This is a genomic window from Massilia eburnea, assembly GCF_009720745.1.
Lineage (GTDB): Bacteria > Pseudomonadota > Gammaproteobacteria > Burkholderiales > Burkholderiaceae_D > Rugamonas > Rugamonas eburnea.
Genome location: NZ_WNKX01000013.1, coordinates 66,649 through 80,972, shown reverse-complemented (window position 1 = coordinate 80,972; position 14,324 = coordinate 66,649). Strand labels below are relative to the sequence as shown.

General features: G+C 59.9%; 10 protein-coding genes. 5 read left to right on the top strand and 5 right to left on the bottom strand.

Going from position 1 to position 14,324, the window contains the following annotated elements; translation table 11 throughout:
- Positions 1-23: 23 nt before the first annotated feature.
- The 5 genes from GM658_RS17280 to GM658_RS17260 all read left to right on the top strand — a co-directional run bounded on the left by GM658_RS17280 (position 24) and on the right by GM658_RS17260 (position 7,796).
- On the top strand, positions 24-1,733 hold the full coding sequence (locus GM658_RS17280) for a M14 family zinc carboxypeptidase (RefSeq protein ID WP_229416954.1): 1,710 nt from the start codon (positions 24-26) through the stop codon (positions 1,731-1,733).
- Positions 1,734-1,743: 10 nt separating this feature from the next.
- On the top strand, positions 1,744-3,900 hold the full coding sequence (locus GM658_RS17275; RefSeq protein WP_155455298.1) for an FUSC family protein: 2,157 nt from the start codon (positions 1,744-1,746) through the stop codon (positions 3,898-3,900).
- Between the two features lie 8 nt (positions 3,901-3,908).
- Positions 3,909-4,199 (top strand): YkgJ family cysteine cluster protein, encoded by a 291-nt coding sequence (locus tag GM658_RS17270; RefSeq protein ID WP_155455297.1) that lies wholly within the window; start codon positions 3,909-3,911, stop codon positions 4,197-4,199.
- Positions 4,200-4,351: 152 nt separating this feature from the next.
- Positions 4,352-5,695, top strand: a complete 1,344-nt coding sequence (locus GM658_RS17265) for an HlyD family secretion protein (protein ID WP_155455296.1) — start codon at positions 4,352-4,354, stop codon at positions 5,693-5,695.
- A gap of 4 nt (positions 5,696-5,699) precedes the next feature.
- Complete coding sequence (locus GM658_RS17260; RefSeq protein WP_155455295.1) at positions 5,700-7,796, top strand: peptidase domain-containing ABC transporter; 2,097 nt, start codon at positions 5,700-5,702, stop codon at positions 7,794-7,796.
- 18 nt (positions 7,797-7,814) lie between these two features.
- Here the strand turns inward: GM658_RS17260 and GM658_RS17255 are convergent, their stop codons facing one another.
- The 5 genes from GM658_RS17255 to GM658_RS17235 all read right to left on the bottom strand — a co-directional run bounded on the left by GM658_RS17255 (position 7,815) and on the right by GM658_RS17235 (position 14,238).
- A complete protein-coding gene (locus GM658_RS17255; RefSeq protein WP_170298858.1) occupies positions 7,815-8,549 on the bottom strand; it encodes a CPBP family intramembrane glutamic endopeptidase in 735 nt (244 codons plus the stop codon).
- Between the two features lie 94 nt (positions 8,550-8,643).
- Positions 8,644-9,063, bottom strand: coding sequence for a hypothetical protein (locus GM658_RS17250; RefSeq protein WP_155455293.1), 420 nt, complete (start codon positions 9,061-9,063; stop codon positions 8,644-8,646).
- A gap of 308 nt (positions 9,064-9,371) precedes the next feature.
- Positions 9,372-10,805, bottom strand: a complete 1,434-nt coding sequence (locus tag GM658_RS17245) for a GGDEF domain-containing protein (protein WP_155455292.1) — start codon at positions 10,803-10,805, stop codon at positions 9,372-9,374.
- Between the two features lie 2 nt (positions 10,806-10,807).
- Positions 10,808-12,757 carry a S9 family peptidase gene (locus GM658_RS17240; RefSeq protein WP_155455291.1) on the bottom strand — a complete coding sequence of 650 codons (1,950 nt, stop codon included), beginning with the start codon at positions 12,755-12,757 and terminating at the stop codon, positions 10,808-10,810.
- Positions 12,758-12,762: 5 nt separating this feature from the next.
- Positions 12,763-14,238, bottom strand: a complete 1,476-nt coding sequence (locus GM658_RS17235) for an APC family permease (RefSeq protein ID WP_170298857.1) — start codon at positions 14,236-14,238, stop codon at positions 12,763-12,765.
- Positions 14,239-14,324 lie beyond the last annotated feature (86 nt).

The following is a 14,324-nucleotide window of genomic DNA, read 5'->3' as shown; positions in this document are numbered from 1 at the left end:
GGTAAAATCGCTGATCCCCCTACATGCAGAAACCTGAGATCCAGACCATGCAAGAAATGCTCACGCCTTACGAAAAAGGCAATAAAAACCAGACTACCCTCTGGACCGAGTGCATCGCCTTCTACGAAGAACTGGCACGCCGTTTCCCGAAGATCCTGAAATTTGAACAGGCAGCCGTATCGGACGGCGGCATCCCCCTGCATGTGGGCGTGGTCAGCGCCGACGGCGTTTTCGACCGCGAAACGATCAAGCGCGAAGGCCGTACGGTCTTCTTCAACAATAACGGCATCCATCCGGGCGAGCCGGAAGGCATCGATTCCTGCATGGCGACGGTGCGCGACATGTGCTTCAACCCGGAACTGCTGGCGAGCCTGGGCAAGACGGTGCTGCTGTTCGTCCCGATCTACAACGTGGACGGCTGCCTGAATCGCCAGAACACTTCGCGCGCCAACCAGGACGGCCCGGAGATGTTCGGCTTCCGCGGCAACAGCCGCCATCTGGACCTGAACCGCGACTTCGTCAAATGCGATACGCTGAACGCGAAGTTCTTCAACCAGCTGGTCACCGCCTGGGATCCGGATGTGATGGTCGACACCCACACCTCCAACGGCGCCGACTACAGCTACACCATGACTCTGATCCACACCCAGTGCGACAAGCTCGGTGGCGAACTCGGTGAATTCCTGCGCGACACCATGCTGCCGCAGATTTACGAGGACATGGCCGCCGCCGGCTGGCCAACCTGCCCTTACGTGAACCCTGTGGTCGAAACCCCGGACGACGGCATCGCCGACTTCCTGGAAACCGCACGCTTCTCGACCGGCTTCACCGCGCTGCATAACATCATCGGCTTCATGCCGGAGACGCATATGCTGAAGCCATACGCCGACCGCTACGAATCCATGCGCGCCCTGGTGGATACCGTGCGCAACTTCACCGTCAAGCATGGTGAACAGATCAAGGCCATGCGCGCCGCCACCAAGGCCGCGCAGCGCAAGCAGAAGGAATGGGCCGTCACCTGGCGCATGGATGAAGAGAATCCGGACACCTTCCACTTCAAAGGCTATGAAGCGCAGCGCAGCCCTTCCAAGCTGGGCGACTACATCCGCCTGTCCTACGACCGCAGCAAGCCATGGTCGCGCGACATCAAATGGTTCAACCGCTTCCCTGCGGACACCGTGGTCAAGGCGCCGAAGGCCTACGTGGTGCCGCAGCAGTGGCGCGAAGCCGTCGAGCGCCTGCAATGGAACGGCGTGCAGATGACCCGCATCGAAGCGCCGACCACCGTACAAGCCCAGTACTACCATATCAGCAACGTGGTCTCGCGCCCGACCGCCTACGAGGGCCATATGTTCCACGACGAAGTGGAAGTCGAAAAGCGCGAAGGCACCTTTGAGCTGAGCGCCGGCGACTGGTACGTTTCGCTGGACCAGGACAACGCGCGCTACGCCGTCGAGACCCTGGAACCGCAAGGTCACGATTCCTTCTTCCGCTGGGGCTTCTTCAACTCCGTACTGGAGCGCAAGGAGAACATCTCGGACTACGTGTTCGAAGACCTGGCTGCCGACATCCTCGCCACCGAGCCGGAAACCAAGGCATTGTTCGAGAACTGGAAAGCCGCCAACCCGGCGCTGGTGAAGGACAAGGACGCAGTGCTGCACTTCATCTTCCACAACTGCCAGCGACAACGCGAGCCGGAATGGCGCCGCTACCCTGTCCTGTCGATTGTGTAAGACGGGGACCATGCACTACGCACTAGACCCCCGCACCTTCTTCTACAGCCACTACTTCCACCTGGGCCTGCGCTTCGGCGTCGGCCTGGTGGGCGTTATTGCGCTGGCCATGTGGCTGACCGACATCCATATCGCGATGTCGATCGGCATCGGCGCCCTGTGCACGGCGCTGATGGACATGCCAAGCCCGCTGCGCCACAAGTTCAACGAGATGATGGCATCGGTGCTGCTATGCACCGCCGTCACGCTGCTGATCAGCCTTTGCGGGCCGTATTACTGGCTGCTGATGCCGATGCTGGTGGCGGTGAGCTTCTTCGCCAGCATGATGGTCGTCTATGGCAAGAAGTCGATGCCGCTGCAACTGGCGACACTGTTCATCATGACCATGTCGACCGAGCACACGCTCACGCCGGTGCAGTCGTTTGCGCACGCCGGCCTGTTCATGTTCGGCGGCCTGTCCTACCTGGCCTACGCCATGGGTATTTCATACGTGCTGCGCCACCGCATCAAGCAGCAGGTGCTGGCGGAAGCACTGTTCGAGCTGGCGGCCTACATCGACATCAAGGCCGACTTCTACGACACGCGCTACAACCTCACCGAGCAGTTCAACAAGCTGGTACGCCACCAGGCATTGCTGGCCGACCGCCAGCAGGCTTCGCGCGACCTGATCCTGCGCGCGCACAACAACCGCAAGGACGCGGTGGTGGTGCAGATCCACGTCTGCATGCTGGACCTGTACGAGCAGGTCCTCGCCACCCACACCGACTACGCGGCGCTGCGCACCCACCTGCTCGACTCGCCCGCCCTGCGCACACTGCACGACCTGGCGTACAAGGCTGCGCGCGATATCGAATCGGTGGCCTACGCGGTGACGCGCAAGCGCGCCTCCTATCCGGAAGTCGATTACACGCCGGAGCTGAAGGCGCTGGACCAGCAGATCGCCGGCCTGCAGGATGACCTCGACGCCGGCAAGCCGCGCCGCGAAGCGGTGACCGTGCTGCGGGCCCAGCGCAACAAGATCACCGCCATCATCCGCATGATCGGCGAGCTGCACGTGTCAAGCCAGAAGGTGTATGAGGACACGCCCTTCTGGCGCGATATGGACATGCAGCCTTTCCTGTCGCAGCAGAAGTACGAACTGCAGCTGATGGTGTCGCACTTCCGCATGGATTCACCGGTGTTCCGCTTCGCACTGCGCGTGTCGATGGCGATTGCAGCCGGCCTGGCGATCGGCGCCATCCTGCCGTACAAGGCGCACAGCTACTGGATTGTGCTGACCATCGTGATCATCCTGAAGCCCAGCTTCAGCATGACCAAGCAGCGCCGCTCGGACCGCATTGTCGGCACCATCATCGGCTGCATCATCACCGCCGTGGTATTGAAGTTCACCCCCAGCCCGGCCGCCATTCTCGCCGTTCTGGTGCTGGCGACCATCGCCACGCCGACCTTCATCTACCTGCGCTACCGCTACGCAGCGATTGCGGTGTCGGTGATGATCCTGCTGTGGATGTACCTGGTGGCGCCGAGCAGCAACCTGATTTCCGAGCGCCTGGTGGATACTTTCGTCGGCGCCGCCATCGCTACCGCCTTCAGTTTCGTACTGGCGAACTGGGAATACCAATCGCTGCCGCACCTGGTCAAGCTGGTCCTGACGGTGAACCTGAGTTATATGGAGGCCAGTTTTGACCTCCTGCAGGGCAAATACCGCAATGACTTCATCTACCGCATCCAGCGCAAACGCTTGATGGAAACGCTGGCCGCGCTCAGCGCCGCGCTGGTGCGCATGCTGGATGAGCCGGAGAGCAAGCAGCGCGCGGCCGAGGACATCAACCTGTTCATTGTGCAGAACTACCTGCTGGTCGCGCATGTGGCCGCGCTGCGCGCCATTCTTCGCCGCCATGTGCGCGATATCCCGAGCGAGGCGGTAAATGCGATGCTGGAGGCCAGCCACGCCACCGTATGCCGTACATTGTCGGTCGCCCTGTCGCGCCACACCGGCGCCACGCCGCCCGCTGCCCCGCTGCGCCGAGAAGCTGTGGCCGAGCCGGACGTCGCCTGGTCCGGCTGGCCCCTGGTGCAGCGTCGCATACGCCTGCTGCAGGCAGATGCGGATAAAATCATCGTTCACAGCGAAGCGATTGTGCGCAACGTTGCCAACGGTGATTAAGGTGAAGGATGTCCCACTGCCAGAACTGTGGCGCGTGCTGCGCCAGTTTCAGGGTTTCGTTCTATTGGGGTGAGGAGGTGCCGGCGCACCTCACGATCCCCATCACGCCGCACCGTGCCGCCATGCGCGGCACGGATGCGCGGCCGGTGCGCTGTATCGCGCTTGAGGGCGAAGTCGGCAGGCAAGTCGGCTGCAGCATTTACGCCCAGCGCTCCTCCACCTGCCGCGAATTCACCGAATACAGCCCCGAATGCAATAAGGCCCGCGCCCTGCACGGGATTGCGCCATTAGCACGCTAGCCAATTAGCCTGTCTTACAGTCTGTCTCGCCTGGAATAACCCCTCCAATTCTTTGTTAGCTTAGTGCAACAAAGGCAATCCAAGCCGTTTTGATAATTATTATGAAAATGATAAACTAGTCGGCTTTGTAAAAGCTTGGCCACGCTGACAGCATGACGTTACCGCACGAGAAATCCGTCCCGAACAATCCGCAGGCTACGCAAACAGCCCTGTTCCGGCCGGAAGTGGCAGAAGCTAAATCAGGCAATTGGATGGGTTCGATTCGCTTGACCCACCCGATATCCGGCACCCTGGTAGCCCTGGGGTCCTTGCTCATCGCGGGCACCTTTATCGTATTCGCCGTTGTCGGTACCGTCACCCAAAAAGCCAGGGTTGCTGGCCTGGTCATACCCATCGAAGGCGCCTTGGCCATTTCCACTCAGCAGTCCGGCACTTTGCTTCATGCATTTGCCAAGGAAGGCGAACAAGTCGCTGCTGGGCAAGTGCTGTTTGAGCTGTCTACTGAACGCCAGCAGAACAATGGCGAACTCAGCACGCTCATCGCACAGCAGCTCGCCGTCCGTCGCGAAACCCTGCAATCGGAACGTATGGCGAGGATTAGCCTGGCTCGGGAAAAGCAACAGGCAATTGACGGACGGATTACGAATACCGAGACGGAGGCAAACCAGCTCGGCAGCGAAATCCGGCTGGGACTACGCCGTAAAAGCCTGGCCCAGCAAAGCGTGGACAAGTTTGAGACATTGCATGCCAGTGGCTTCGTTTCCCAGGCCCAGCTTCAGCAGAAACAGGAAGAATTGATTGATACCGAGTCACGACTGAGCTCGCTCGAACGCAGCAAGACTCAACTCAACAGCGATCTTCTTAACTTGCGTACTCAGCGCAAACAGTTATCGGAAGAGCTGGAAACCGAACTCGCCCAATTCAGGCGGGCTGAAGCGAGCCTGGAGCAGGAAGTGGTCCAGAACCAGGACCGCAAGCGGGCCCTCATCGTGGCGCCGCAAGCTGGCACCGTCACGGCGCTCAATTTCCACGTCGGGCAAGCTTTAACTGCAGGCCAATCCCTGGCCACGCTTGTTCCCGGAAGTCCCGATGGGCTAGGGATGGAGGCCAACCTTTATGCGCCAAGCCGGACAGCAGGCTTCGTGATGCCCGGCCAAAAAGTCCTGATCCGGTACCAAGCCTATCCCTACCAGAAATTCGGCTTGCAGGGCGGCGAGATCATCAATATCAGCAAAACGCCTTTCTCCCCATCCGAACTGCCGCCCAATATTGCAGGAACAATTCTTGGCAACGTGCAGCATGACGGTGCTGGGCCGAACGAAGCGCTGTACCGGATCCGGGTGAAGCTCGACAGCCAATTCGTACAAGTTTATGGGGAAGCGCAGCAGATCAAGCCCGGGATGACACTGGAGGCAGATATCCTGCAAGACCAGCGCAAGATCTGGGAATGGATTGCCGAACCTTTGCTTGCCCTTTCATCCCGCAAAAATACCTGAGTCCATGAAGACGATCCTGCAATCTGAAGCCAGCGAATGCGGTCTGGCCTGCCTCGCTATGGTCGCATGCCACTTTGGTTACCAGACTGACTTGGCCGAACTTCGCCACAAGTTTTCCATAAGCCTGAAAGGGGCGACGCTGGCGCAGTTGATGCGCCACGCAAGCAACCTGCATTTTACTGCGCGACCATTGCGCCTTGAACTCGACGAGCTATCACAGCTTCAGTTGCCAGCGATCCTGCATTGGAACTTGAACCATTTCGTCGTGTTGAGCAAGGTAGAGCGAGATCTGTGGGGCAAAACCACAGTCACCATATTGGATCCCGCCGTCGGTAAACGCCGTGTGTCAGTACAGGAAGTCTCGCGCTACTTCACGGGTGTCGCGCTGGAACTGACGCCGACACCGCAGTTCCACACGAAAGAGGAGACACGCAAGGTTTCCATTGGGGAGCTCACGGGCAAGGTGATCGGGCTGCGCTGGGCGATCGCGAAAGTAATCATGCTCGCTATCGCACTGGAAGTGTTCGCGGTTGCGGCCCCGCTATTCAACCAATTCGTCATTGACGAGGTGGTAGTGAGCGGCGACCGGGAGTTGTTGAAAGTCCTGGTAATCGGCTTCGCATTGATGCTCATCACACAGAACGCCATCGGGCTGGCGCGCAGCTGGACGCTCATGCGATGGGGGATCGACATCGCCGTGCAATGGTCGACGCGCGTCTTCGCACACTTGACCAGGTTGCCCGCGTCGTACTTCGAAAAGCGCCATCTGGGCGACGTCATATCGCGCTTTGGCAGCATGGGGGCAATCCAGTCCACCTTGACCAACCTGTTTGTCGAAAGCATGCTGGATGGTTTCATGGCCTTGCTGGCGTTTGGCATGATGCTAACCTACAGCCCCAAGCTGACCTGCATAGTGTTAGCAGGCTTGGCAGCGTATATCATCTTGCGCCTGCTCGCCTATCAACCTTTGCGCGAAGCGTCGCGCGAGCGCCTCATTCTTGCAGCCAAGGAGAACAGTCATTTCCTGGAAACGGTGCGGGCCATCGTCCCATTAAAATTGTTCGGCCGCGAGGCGGAGCGGCGCTCGCGCTGGCTCAATTTAAAACAGGATGTCATCAACCGCGACATCAAAACGCAAAAATTGGGAGTCCTGTTCAAGATCGGCAATACAGCCATATCCGGCGTACAGGGCCTGATTTTGTTTTATGTTGGTGCCAATCTGGTGATGGAAAACACCCTCACCGTCGGCATGCTGGCGGCATTCACCAGCTACTCCGGCACATTTTCCGGGCGAGTCTTCAGTCTCGTCGACCTATTCTTCAATGTACGCATGTTGAGCATGCATGCGGAGCGACTGTCCGACATCGTCATGGAGCCTGCCGAGCCAGACGATCCGATCGAAACAGACTTGGAGCGCATCGTGCCATCGATCACTTTGCGCGGCGTGCGCTTTCGTTACGCCGAAGGCGAAGCCTGGGTGCTGGATGGCGTCGACTTACATATCCCGGCTGGCCAAAGCATCGCGCTGGTCGGCCCGAGTGGCTGCGGAAAAAGCACATTGTGCAAACTGATCCTCGGCTTGGTTCAGCCGACCGAAGGCGAAATTCTGGTTGGCGGAGTACCAATTCGCCAACTGGGACTGCGCGCCTACCGCAGCCTGGTGGGGACAGTGATGCAAGATGACGTGCTGCTGGCGGGTTCGGTGCTGGACAACATCAGCTTCTTCGACAGCGGAGCCCGCGCAGAAAAGGCCCAGGAATGTGCCCGGCTGGCGGCCATCCATGACGAAATTGCTGCCATGCCGATGGGGTACCAAACCCTGGTCGGCGACATGGGCAGCAGCCTGTCGGGTGGACAAAAACAGCGCCTGTTGCTGGCCCGCGCGCTGTACAAGACCCCGCGAATTCTCGCATTGGACGAAGCTACCAGCCATCTCGACGTTAACAACGAAGCAAAAGTCAACGCTGCGCTGGCGGAACTCAAGCTGACGCGCATCATGGTGGCACATCGCCCTGAAACCATTAATGCGGCACAACGTGTTGTTGCCGTTCAGGACGGCAAAGTCTTCGATCTCGGCGAAGATCTTGCAGCAGCAGCCTGAAGCAGGAGGCTGCGAGCTCTACCGTGCACTGCGCCGGGTGGCCCAAGCATGCACGGCCGCCTGCCCGAGCAGCATCAGATAGAACAGCGCAAAGACAATGGTCTCCGCGAAAAAATTGGCCGCACGCAGCATCTGGTCAGGGGTCAGGCCGCTGGGCAAAGGCGGCTGACCAACAATTGCCTGCGCAACGTTTCCTGTCAAGTCATAAAGGAAGTGCAGGACAACGACCAGGAAGAGCGAACTGAACTTTCTTGCCATATGGCAGTAAATCAAGGCAGCGATAAATAAGGTGGGCAGAATGCTGAAATGCAAAACCCAAAAGGCTGCGGATGAAACGATGACAGCCATCACCGCGCCGATACGCGGTGAAAGCGATTCGATAATAATTTTTCTGAATAGAATCTCTTCCATCGTTGCTGCAGAAAATGCGAGTACAGCGACTTTCAACAAATTGATTTTCGCCGGCCAAACAATCTGCTGATTAAGGAAATCCGTGGCAACAGGAGAGAAGCAGGCACCGGCCATTAAAACCAACATGGCACTCAGGAGAAAGCAAAATTGTCGCAGATAAGCGCCCGCACCGCGCCTCCAGCGCTCAATGAGAAACAGGGAAGCGATTCCCAATACAAGCAAAAGAATATATATCCAGGAATCCATCCCGCTCGCCCCCCCGGAAAGCAGGACGATTCGGAGGATGAACGTCGTGAAAAGACAATAATATAAAAGCTGTTTCCCGGGGAATAACTGATTCATCGAACTAACTTGGCAAGCCTGGCGGTGGGCGCCAGTTGGGAAGGATACCCGCCGCATAAGGCGGCGAGCATATTCTTATGGCTGATTCAGCGGGTCACTTCTGTTTTACCATGCCAAAACCACGGGCTTCAGCGTCGGCCATACCAGCTGCACCAGCATTGGTCATCAGGGTTTTCCAAGGTACCGTTTGTACGAAATCCTGCACCGCGGTGCTGCAGGTGCTCGCGGCAATCGCGGCATTCGTGTAGGTCGCGCTCTTCTCTACCCGGTCAATTGCGATTTTGCAAGCAAGAGCTTCTTGGGCAATTCGTGCCGTGTCGGTCAGGGCGCTGCCACTGTCGCCAGCGGAACTGCCGCTGCTGCCACTGGTCCCGCTGCTGCCGCTGCTATCGCCGCTGTCGACAGCATCACCCCAACCGCCGCCTTCTCCGCCGTCGAAATAGCATGAATCGTCCGAAATTTCCATTTCACCGCCTGAAACCAAATTTGCTTCTAATTCCGAAATCAAACGCATTTGCTAAGTAACTCCAAATAATACTAGACCTTCAAATTGGCTCTCTGGCGTAAGCCAGCGCAAATTTTATTATGAATTATGAATATCAGAAGATATACAACAATTGATAACGCGCTCTAATTCATTGCTTGCTTGTTCAAAAGCGCGAAGATCTATATTTCCCGGACTTTAAATAGCCAGCAGCGTCGACCTGATGACGGCCCGCTTCCCTATGGTCCCTGTCGGAAGCCGATTCCGCTCTGCCTCCGAACCGATTGCCGAGGCAAAGATGTCGCTTGAAAACAGGGCTGGCAATGATTGATGTCCTTTTAAACGAAACAAACGCGGTTGCGGCCGGACTCCTTGGCACGGTACAGCAGCGCATCTGCTTTTTGCAGCATGGTTTCAGCGCTGCCGGCTGCGATGTCGGCATAGACACCCATGCTCATGGTGACCTTCAGCTCGGGGTGCACTTCATGCCAGGGGAAAGCTTCGATCAGTGTACGCAGCTTGTCGCACAGGGCGGCAGCCTGCGGACCTGCGGTCTCGGGGAAGGCGATCACGAATTCTTCGCCGCCGTAGCGGGCTACCAGGTCGGAAAGGCGCATATGCTTGCGCAGGATGCTGCCGACGCGGCGCAGTACCGCGTCACCGGTGGCGTGCGAGTAGTTGTCGTTGATCTTCTTGAAGTGGTCGATATCGCAGATCACCAGCGCCAGCGGGCGTTTGTGGCGTACGGCCTGGTTGAACAGGGTGTTGGCCTGCTCGTCGAAGTGGCGGCGGTTGTACAGCTGCGTGAGCGCGTCGCGGATACTGAGTTCGCGCAGCTGCTCCGATTGCTCGAGGATGGTGGTGTGGCTTTGTGCCAGCTGCGCGCTCATTTCATTGAAGGCCGTGGCCAGCGCGGCCACTTCGTCCTTGCCTTGCACCGGAACTTCCTGGTGAAGTTCGCCTTTATGCATGCGTTTCACTGCGCGCGTGAGGCCGCTCAGGCTGCGCGACAGGCCACGGCTCAGCAGCACGCCGAGCAGGATTGCCAGGCCCGCGGCGGCGGCGATCCCCCCCAACAAGGAGTTGTATAACGCGTCCAGGTATTTCTGTTCCTGCGGTGTCGGCGCGAGCTTGCCATCGGCTGACATGTAGGCGACTGTCTGGTTCTTCACGACGATTGCCCGTGCAGACTCGCGCAGGTTTTCAGGCAGCGCCTCGCCATGGCGGAATTGGCCGCCGCCGAGCAGGACCCGATAACGCGCGTCAGTCAGGATGAAACGGAATGGCGGCGGTCCATCGGCACGGCGCGGTGGCGGTGGCCGTTCGCCCGGGCCGCCGCGATCGGGCCCGCCAGCCAGCCGTACGCCAGGCGGTGGTGGTGGCGGACGCGCAAAATCATCGTCAGGGCCCTGCGGCGCGCGGCCAGGCGGTGAGGGTGCATCGCCTGGCAATGGCTCGGCGAAGCGGGCCTGGTTGTTGATGCGCGGTGGCATGCGTTCAAGCATTTCGCTTGGCAGTTCGCTGCCGGTGGCGCGCTCCCCCTCCTGCCGCCGCACGAAGCGGTCGAACGATTCTGTAGCGACGGCGGTATCCCAGTCGCCATATTCGGCCAGGTAGGCTGTCATGTAGGTGTAGAAGTGCTCCGCCGCCTGCTGGCGTCGCAGCGAATCAACCTTGTAGTTGACGCCGACGTAGGCGACGCCGCCTACCAATGCTACCGAGCCAAGCCCCGTCGCCAGCAGGGCCGCCATCAACTTGTACCGCAACCGCATGGTTACTCGCCCAGATAGCGGTCAAACCAGTCAACGATGTGCTTGCGCAGGTCTTGCTGGTGCTCCGGCTTGCGGATGCTGTGCCCTTCCTCGTCGTAGATCACCAGCGAAGACTGCACGCCGACCGCCTTCAGGCCGTGCCAGAACTCCATCGACTGCGCGGGAGGGCATTCCACGTCACGCTCGCCGACGTACACCAGCGTTGGCGTGCGCGCGGCCTTGATCGACTCGATCGGCGACAGCTGGCGGTAAATCGCCGGATCGTCATAGGCCGACGCGCCGAAGTAAGGAATCATCCACTGGTCAATGCCGTTCTGGCCATAGTACGAAATCCAGTTTGCAATACCCGCGCCGGCAACGGCAGCCTTGAAGCGGTTCGTATGCGTCACGCCCCACATGGTCATGAAGCCACCGTAGGAGTGGCCCATCAGCCCCATGCGGTTGGTGTCGACCGGTGCTGCCGCGGCAACGGCATCGATACCGGCCATGATGTCGCGCAGGTCGCCGCCGCCGAAGTCGCGGCGGTTGGCGAGCGTGAACTCCTGGCCCTGGCCAAAGCTGCCGCGCGGATTAGGCATGAAGACGAAATATCCCTTCTCTGTCAGCAATCGCAGCTGAGGGTTGCCTTGCTCGCCCGCCGAGATATAGCGTGGCGAGACCGCAGCAGCGGGCCCGCCGTGCACCTGCACGATCAGCGGGTATTTCTTTCCAGCCTGGGTCGCGCGCGGGCCAATCAGCCAGCCCTGCACATTGAAGCCTTCGTTCTTCCAGCTGATGTTCTGCACGGAGACCTGCGGCTGCAGGCTGCTGTTATCGTCTGTGACTGCGCGCATGGCAGCAATCGGACCGGCCATCACGGCAGGAGCGTGTTCGAAGTCTTCCTGTGCTGCCGCAGCCTTGCTGCCATCGGCGCTGAAGGACATGCGCCCTTCCGCCGCGCTGGTGGAGGCGGCGGCGGAGCGCAACACATTGCGGTGGCCCTGCAGGTCCAGCGACAGCACATTGGACTTGTCGCCCATCAGCGCATTGGCCAGCAAGCCCTTGCCGCGCCACACCAGCGAATTGAAGCTGCCCTTGAAGCCCGGCGTCAGGTTGACCGGTTCGCCGCCAGCCAGCGGCACGGTGTAGACGTCGCCGCCAACCGAGCCGAAATCGCTCATCAAGCCGCCGATAAAGGCCACCGTGCGGCCGTCAGGCGACACGCGAGGCATGTTCGCCTGCGTGCCGGGAGTCGCCACGATGCGCAGCATGCCGCTGGAAGCATCGACATGGGACAGCTTGGCCACCCACCAGTTGTTGTCGCCGTTGCCCTTGGCGCTGGTGGCGATGAAGCCCTTGCCGTCCGGCGTCCAGTCGTATTCGTAGACGAAGGTGTCTTCCGGCGAGACCAGCTTGAGGTTGCCGCCTTCAGCCGGAATGGTGGCGATGCGCTGTGCGTCTTCCACGGCGCCGATTTCGCCGATCTGGCGGGCGCCCGCTGCCGTGGCGCCGGTTTCCTTCCTGGCTCCGACGGTAGCCAGCATGGCCAGCGTGCGGCCATCGGGCGACCAGCGTGCCGTGCTGCCCACGCCCTGGAGGACGGTCAGCGAACGGGTCTTCCCGCCAGCTGCGACATACAGCCATGCCGATCCAGCGCGGCTGTCGCTGGCGACAAAGGCCAGCGACTTGCCGTCGGGCGACCACGAAGGCTTGTCATAACTGCATGTGGAGCAGGGATCGAATTCGGAGGCGACGGCGCCGGTCGACGCGTCGCGCACGACGACGGTCGCGTGCGGGCGCTTGCCATTGCCGGTGTCGATGGATTCCAGCGACACGACGCGGTCGCCGGCTGGAGAGATTGCTACTGAGCGGTAATCGCGGATCGCGACTCCTGGGGATGCAGCCTGGGCAACCGCCCCAGAGATTATGGCCGTAGCCAGGAATACTGTTTGGGCGATTGCTTTGACCTGCATTGCGTTTATACCTTGTTAAGTCGCGAGTTTCGGATACCGTAGATGAAATAGGTTAGCACCGCTACGACCATCCAGATAGTGAAAATTGCCTTGGTCGCGTGCGACAGGTTGATCATCAGGTAGCCGCAGGCCAGGATACTCAGGCCCGGCACGAAGTAAGGCCCGAACGGCACGCGGAAGCCGCCCTTGACGTAGGTACCCGCAGCGCGCTCCTGCGAACGCAGCACCGGCACCGCAATCGACACCACGATGAAGGCGGTCAGGGTACCCATCGAAACCATATCCCACAGGAAGGTGGAGTCGACCAGTCCCGCCACAACGCCAACTACCAGGCTGACGATCACCGTATTGGCGACCGGAGAATGCGTTTTCGCGTTCACGCTCTGGAAGGCCTTCGGCACCAGGCCATCCTTGGCGATGGCGTACAGGATACGGGTCTGCCCGTAGATGGTGACGAGGGTGACGGAGAACACGGAAATCACGGCGCCGGCGGAGAGGATCAGCGCAGGCCATGCCTTGCCGGTCACGTTCTGCAGGATGACTGCCAGGCCGGCGGCCTGGCCTTCGAACTTGCTCGCCGGCTGGGCGCCCATGGCGGCCATGGCCACCAGCATGTAGAACACGGTCACCACCACCAGTGCGGCAATGATGCCGACCGGGACGTTGCGCTTGGGATTGCGCACCTCTTCGCCGGCGGTGGCAATGGTATCCAGGCCGATGAAGGAGAAAAACACGGTACCCGCAGCGGCGGCAATACCGCTGGCGCCCGGCAGCAGTTCGCCCGGGGTGATTTTCAGGAATGGCGTGAAGTTCGCGGTATTAAAGCCGGTGAACGCAACGGCGGAGAAAAAGATCAGGATCGCCAGCTTGATCATCACCATGATGGCGTTGGCGGTAGCCGATTCCTTGGCGCCGCGCACCAGCAGGAAGCAGCACAGCGCCACCAGGATCATGGGCGGCAGGTTGAAGTGGCTGGTGTTCCACACCGTGCCTTCCGGCGTCGAGACGACCATCGGGCTGCGCATGTATTCCGGAATCTGCCAGTGGAAGGCATTGATCAGGAAGTTGTTCAGGTAATCAGACCAGCCGATCGCTGTCGCACTGGCCGCCAGCCCATATTCCAGTAGCAGGCAGAAAGCGACGATGAAGGCCATGAATTCGCCCAGCGTGCGATAGGCGAAGGAATAAGCGGAACCGGCGGCAGGAACGCGGAAGGACAGCTCGGCGTAGCACAACGCGGTCAGGCCGGCGGTCAGGGCCGCCAGCAGGAAGGACAGCACCACTGAGGGGCCGGCTTTCGGCACCGCTTCCACCATGGTGAAGAAGATACCCGTGCCGATCGTGGCGCCGACACCGATCATCGTCAGGGAAAACAGGCCGATGGAGCGGCTCAGGCCCTCCCCGTGCAGGCTTGTGCCGGCATCCGTTTCCACCGGGGCCGGCTTGATACGGGTCAGCTTCTGGACCAGCGATTGATTCACAGGCATATCCTTCAGGGCAAAAAAACCCCACGATTATAAGACCTCGCAGAGCCTGTACCTAAAGGATTTTGATGCAGGAATGGCAA

Coding starts and splice junctions, on each gene's coding strand:
- GM658_RS17250 (WP_155455293.1), bottom strand. CDS start 9,063: ATGCGTTTGATTTCGGAATTAGAAGCAAATTTGGTTTCAGGCGGTGAA.
- GM658_RS17275 (WP_155455298.1), top strand. CDS start 1,744: ATGCACTACGCACTAGACCCCCGCACCTTCTTCTACAGCCACTACTTC.
- GM658_RS17240 (WP_155455291.1), bottom strand. CDS start 12,757: ATGCAGGTCAAAGCAATCGCCCAAACAGTATTCCTGGCTACGGCCATA.
- GM658_RS17260 (WP_155455295.1), top strand. CDS start 5,700: ATGAAGACGATCCTGCAATCTGAAGCCAGCGAATGCGGTCTGGCCTGC.
- GM658_RS17270 (WP_155455297.1), top strand. CDS start 3,909: ATGTCCCACTGCCAGAACTGTGGCGCGTGCTGCGCCAGTTTCAGGGTT.
- GM658_RS17280 (WP_229416954.1), top strand. CDS start 24: ATGCAGAAACCTGAGATCCAGACCATGCAAGAAATGCTCACGCCTTAC.
- GM658_RS17255 (WP_170298858.1), bottom strand. CDS start 8,549: ATGAATCAGTTATTCCCCGGGAAACAGCTTTTATATTATTGTCTTTTC.
- GM658_RS17245 (WP_155455292.1), bottom strand. CDS start 10,805: ATGCGGTTGCGGTACAAGTTGATGGCGGCCCTGCTGGCGACGGGGCTT.
- GM658_RS17265 (WP_155455296.1), top strand. CDS start 4,352: ATGACGTTACCGCACGAGAAATCCGTCCCGAACAATCCGCAGGCTACG.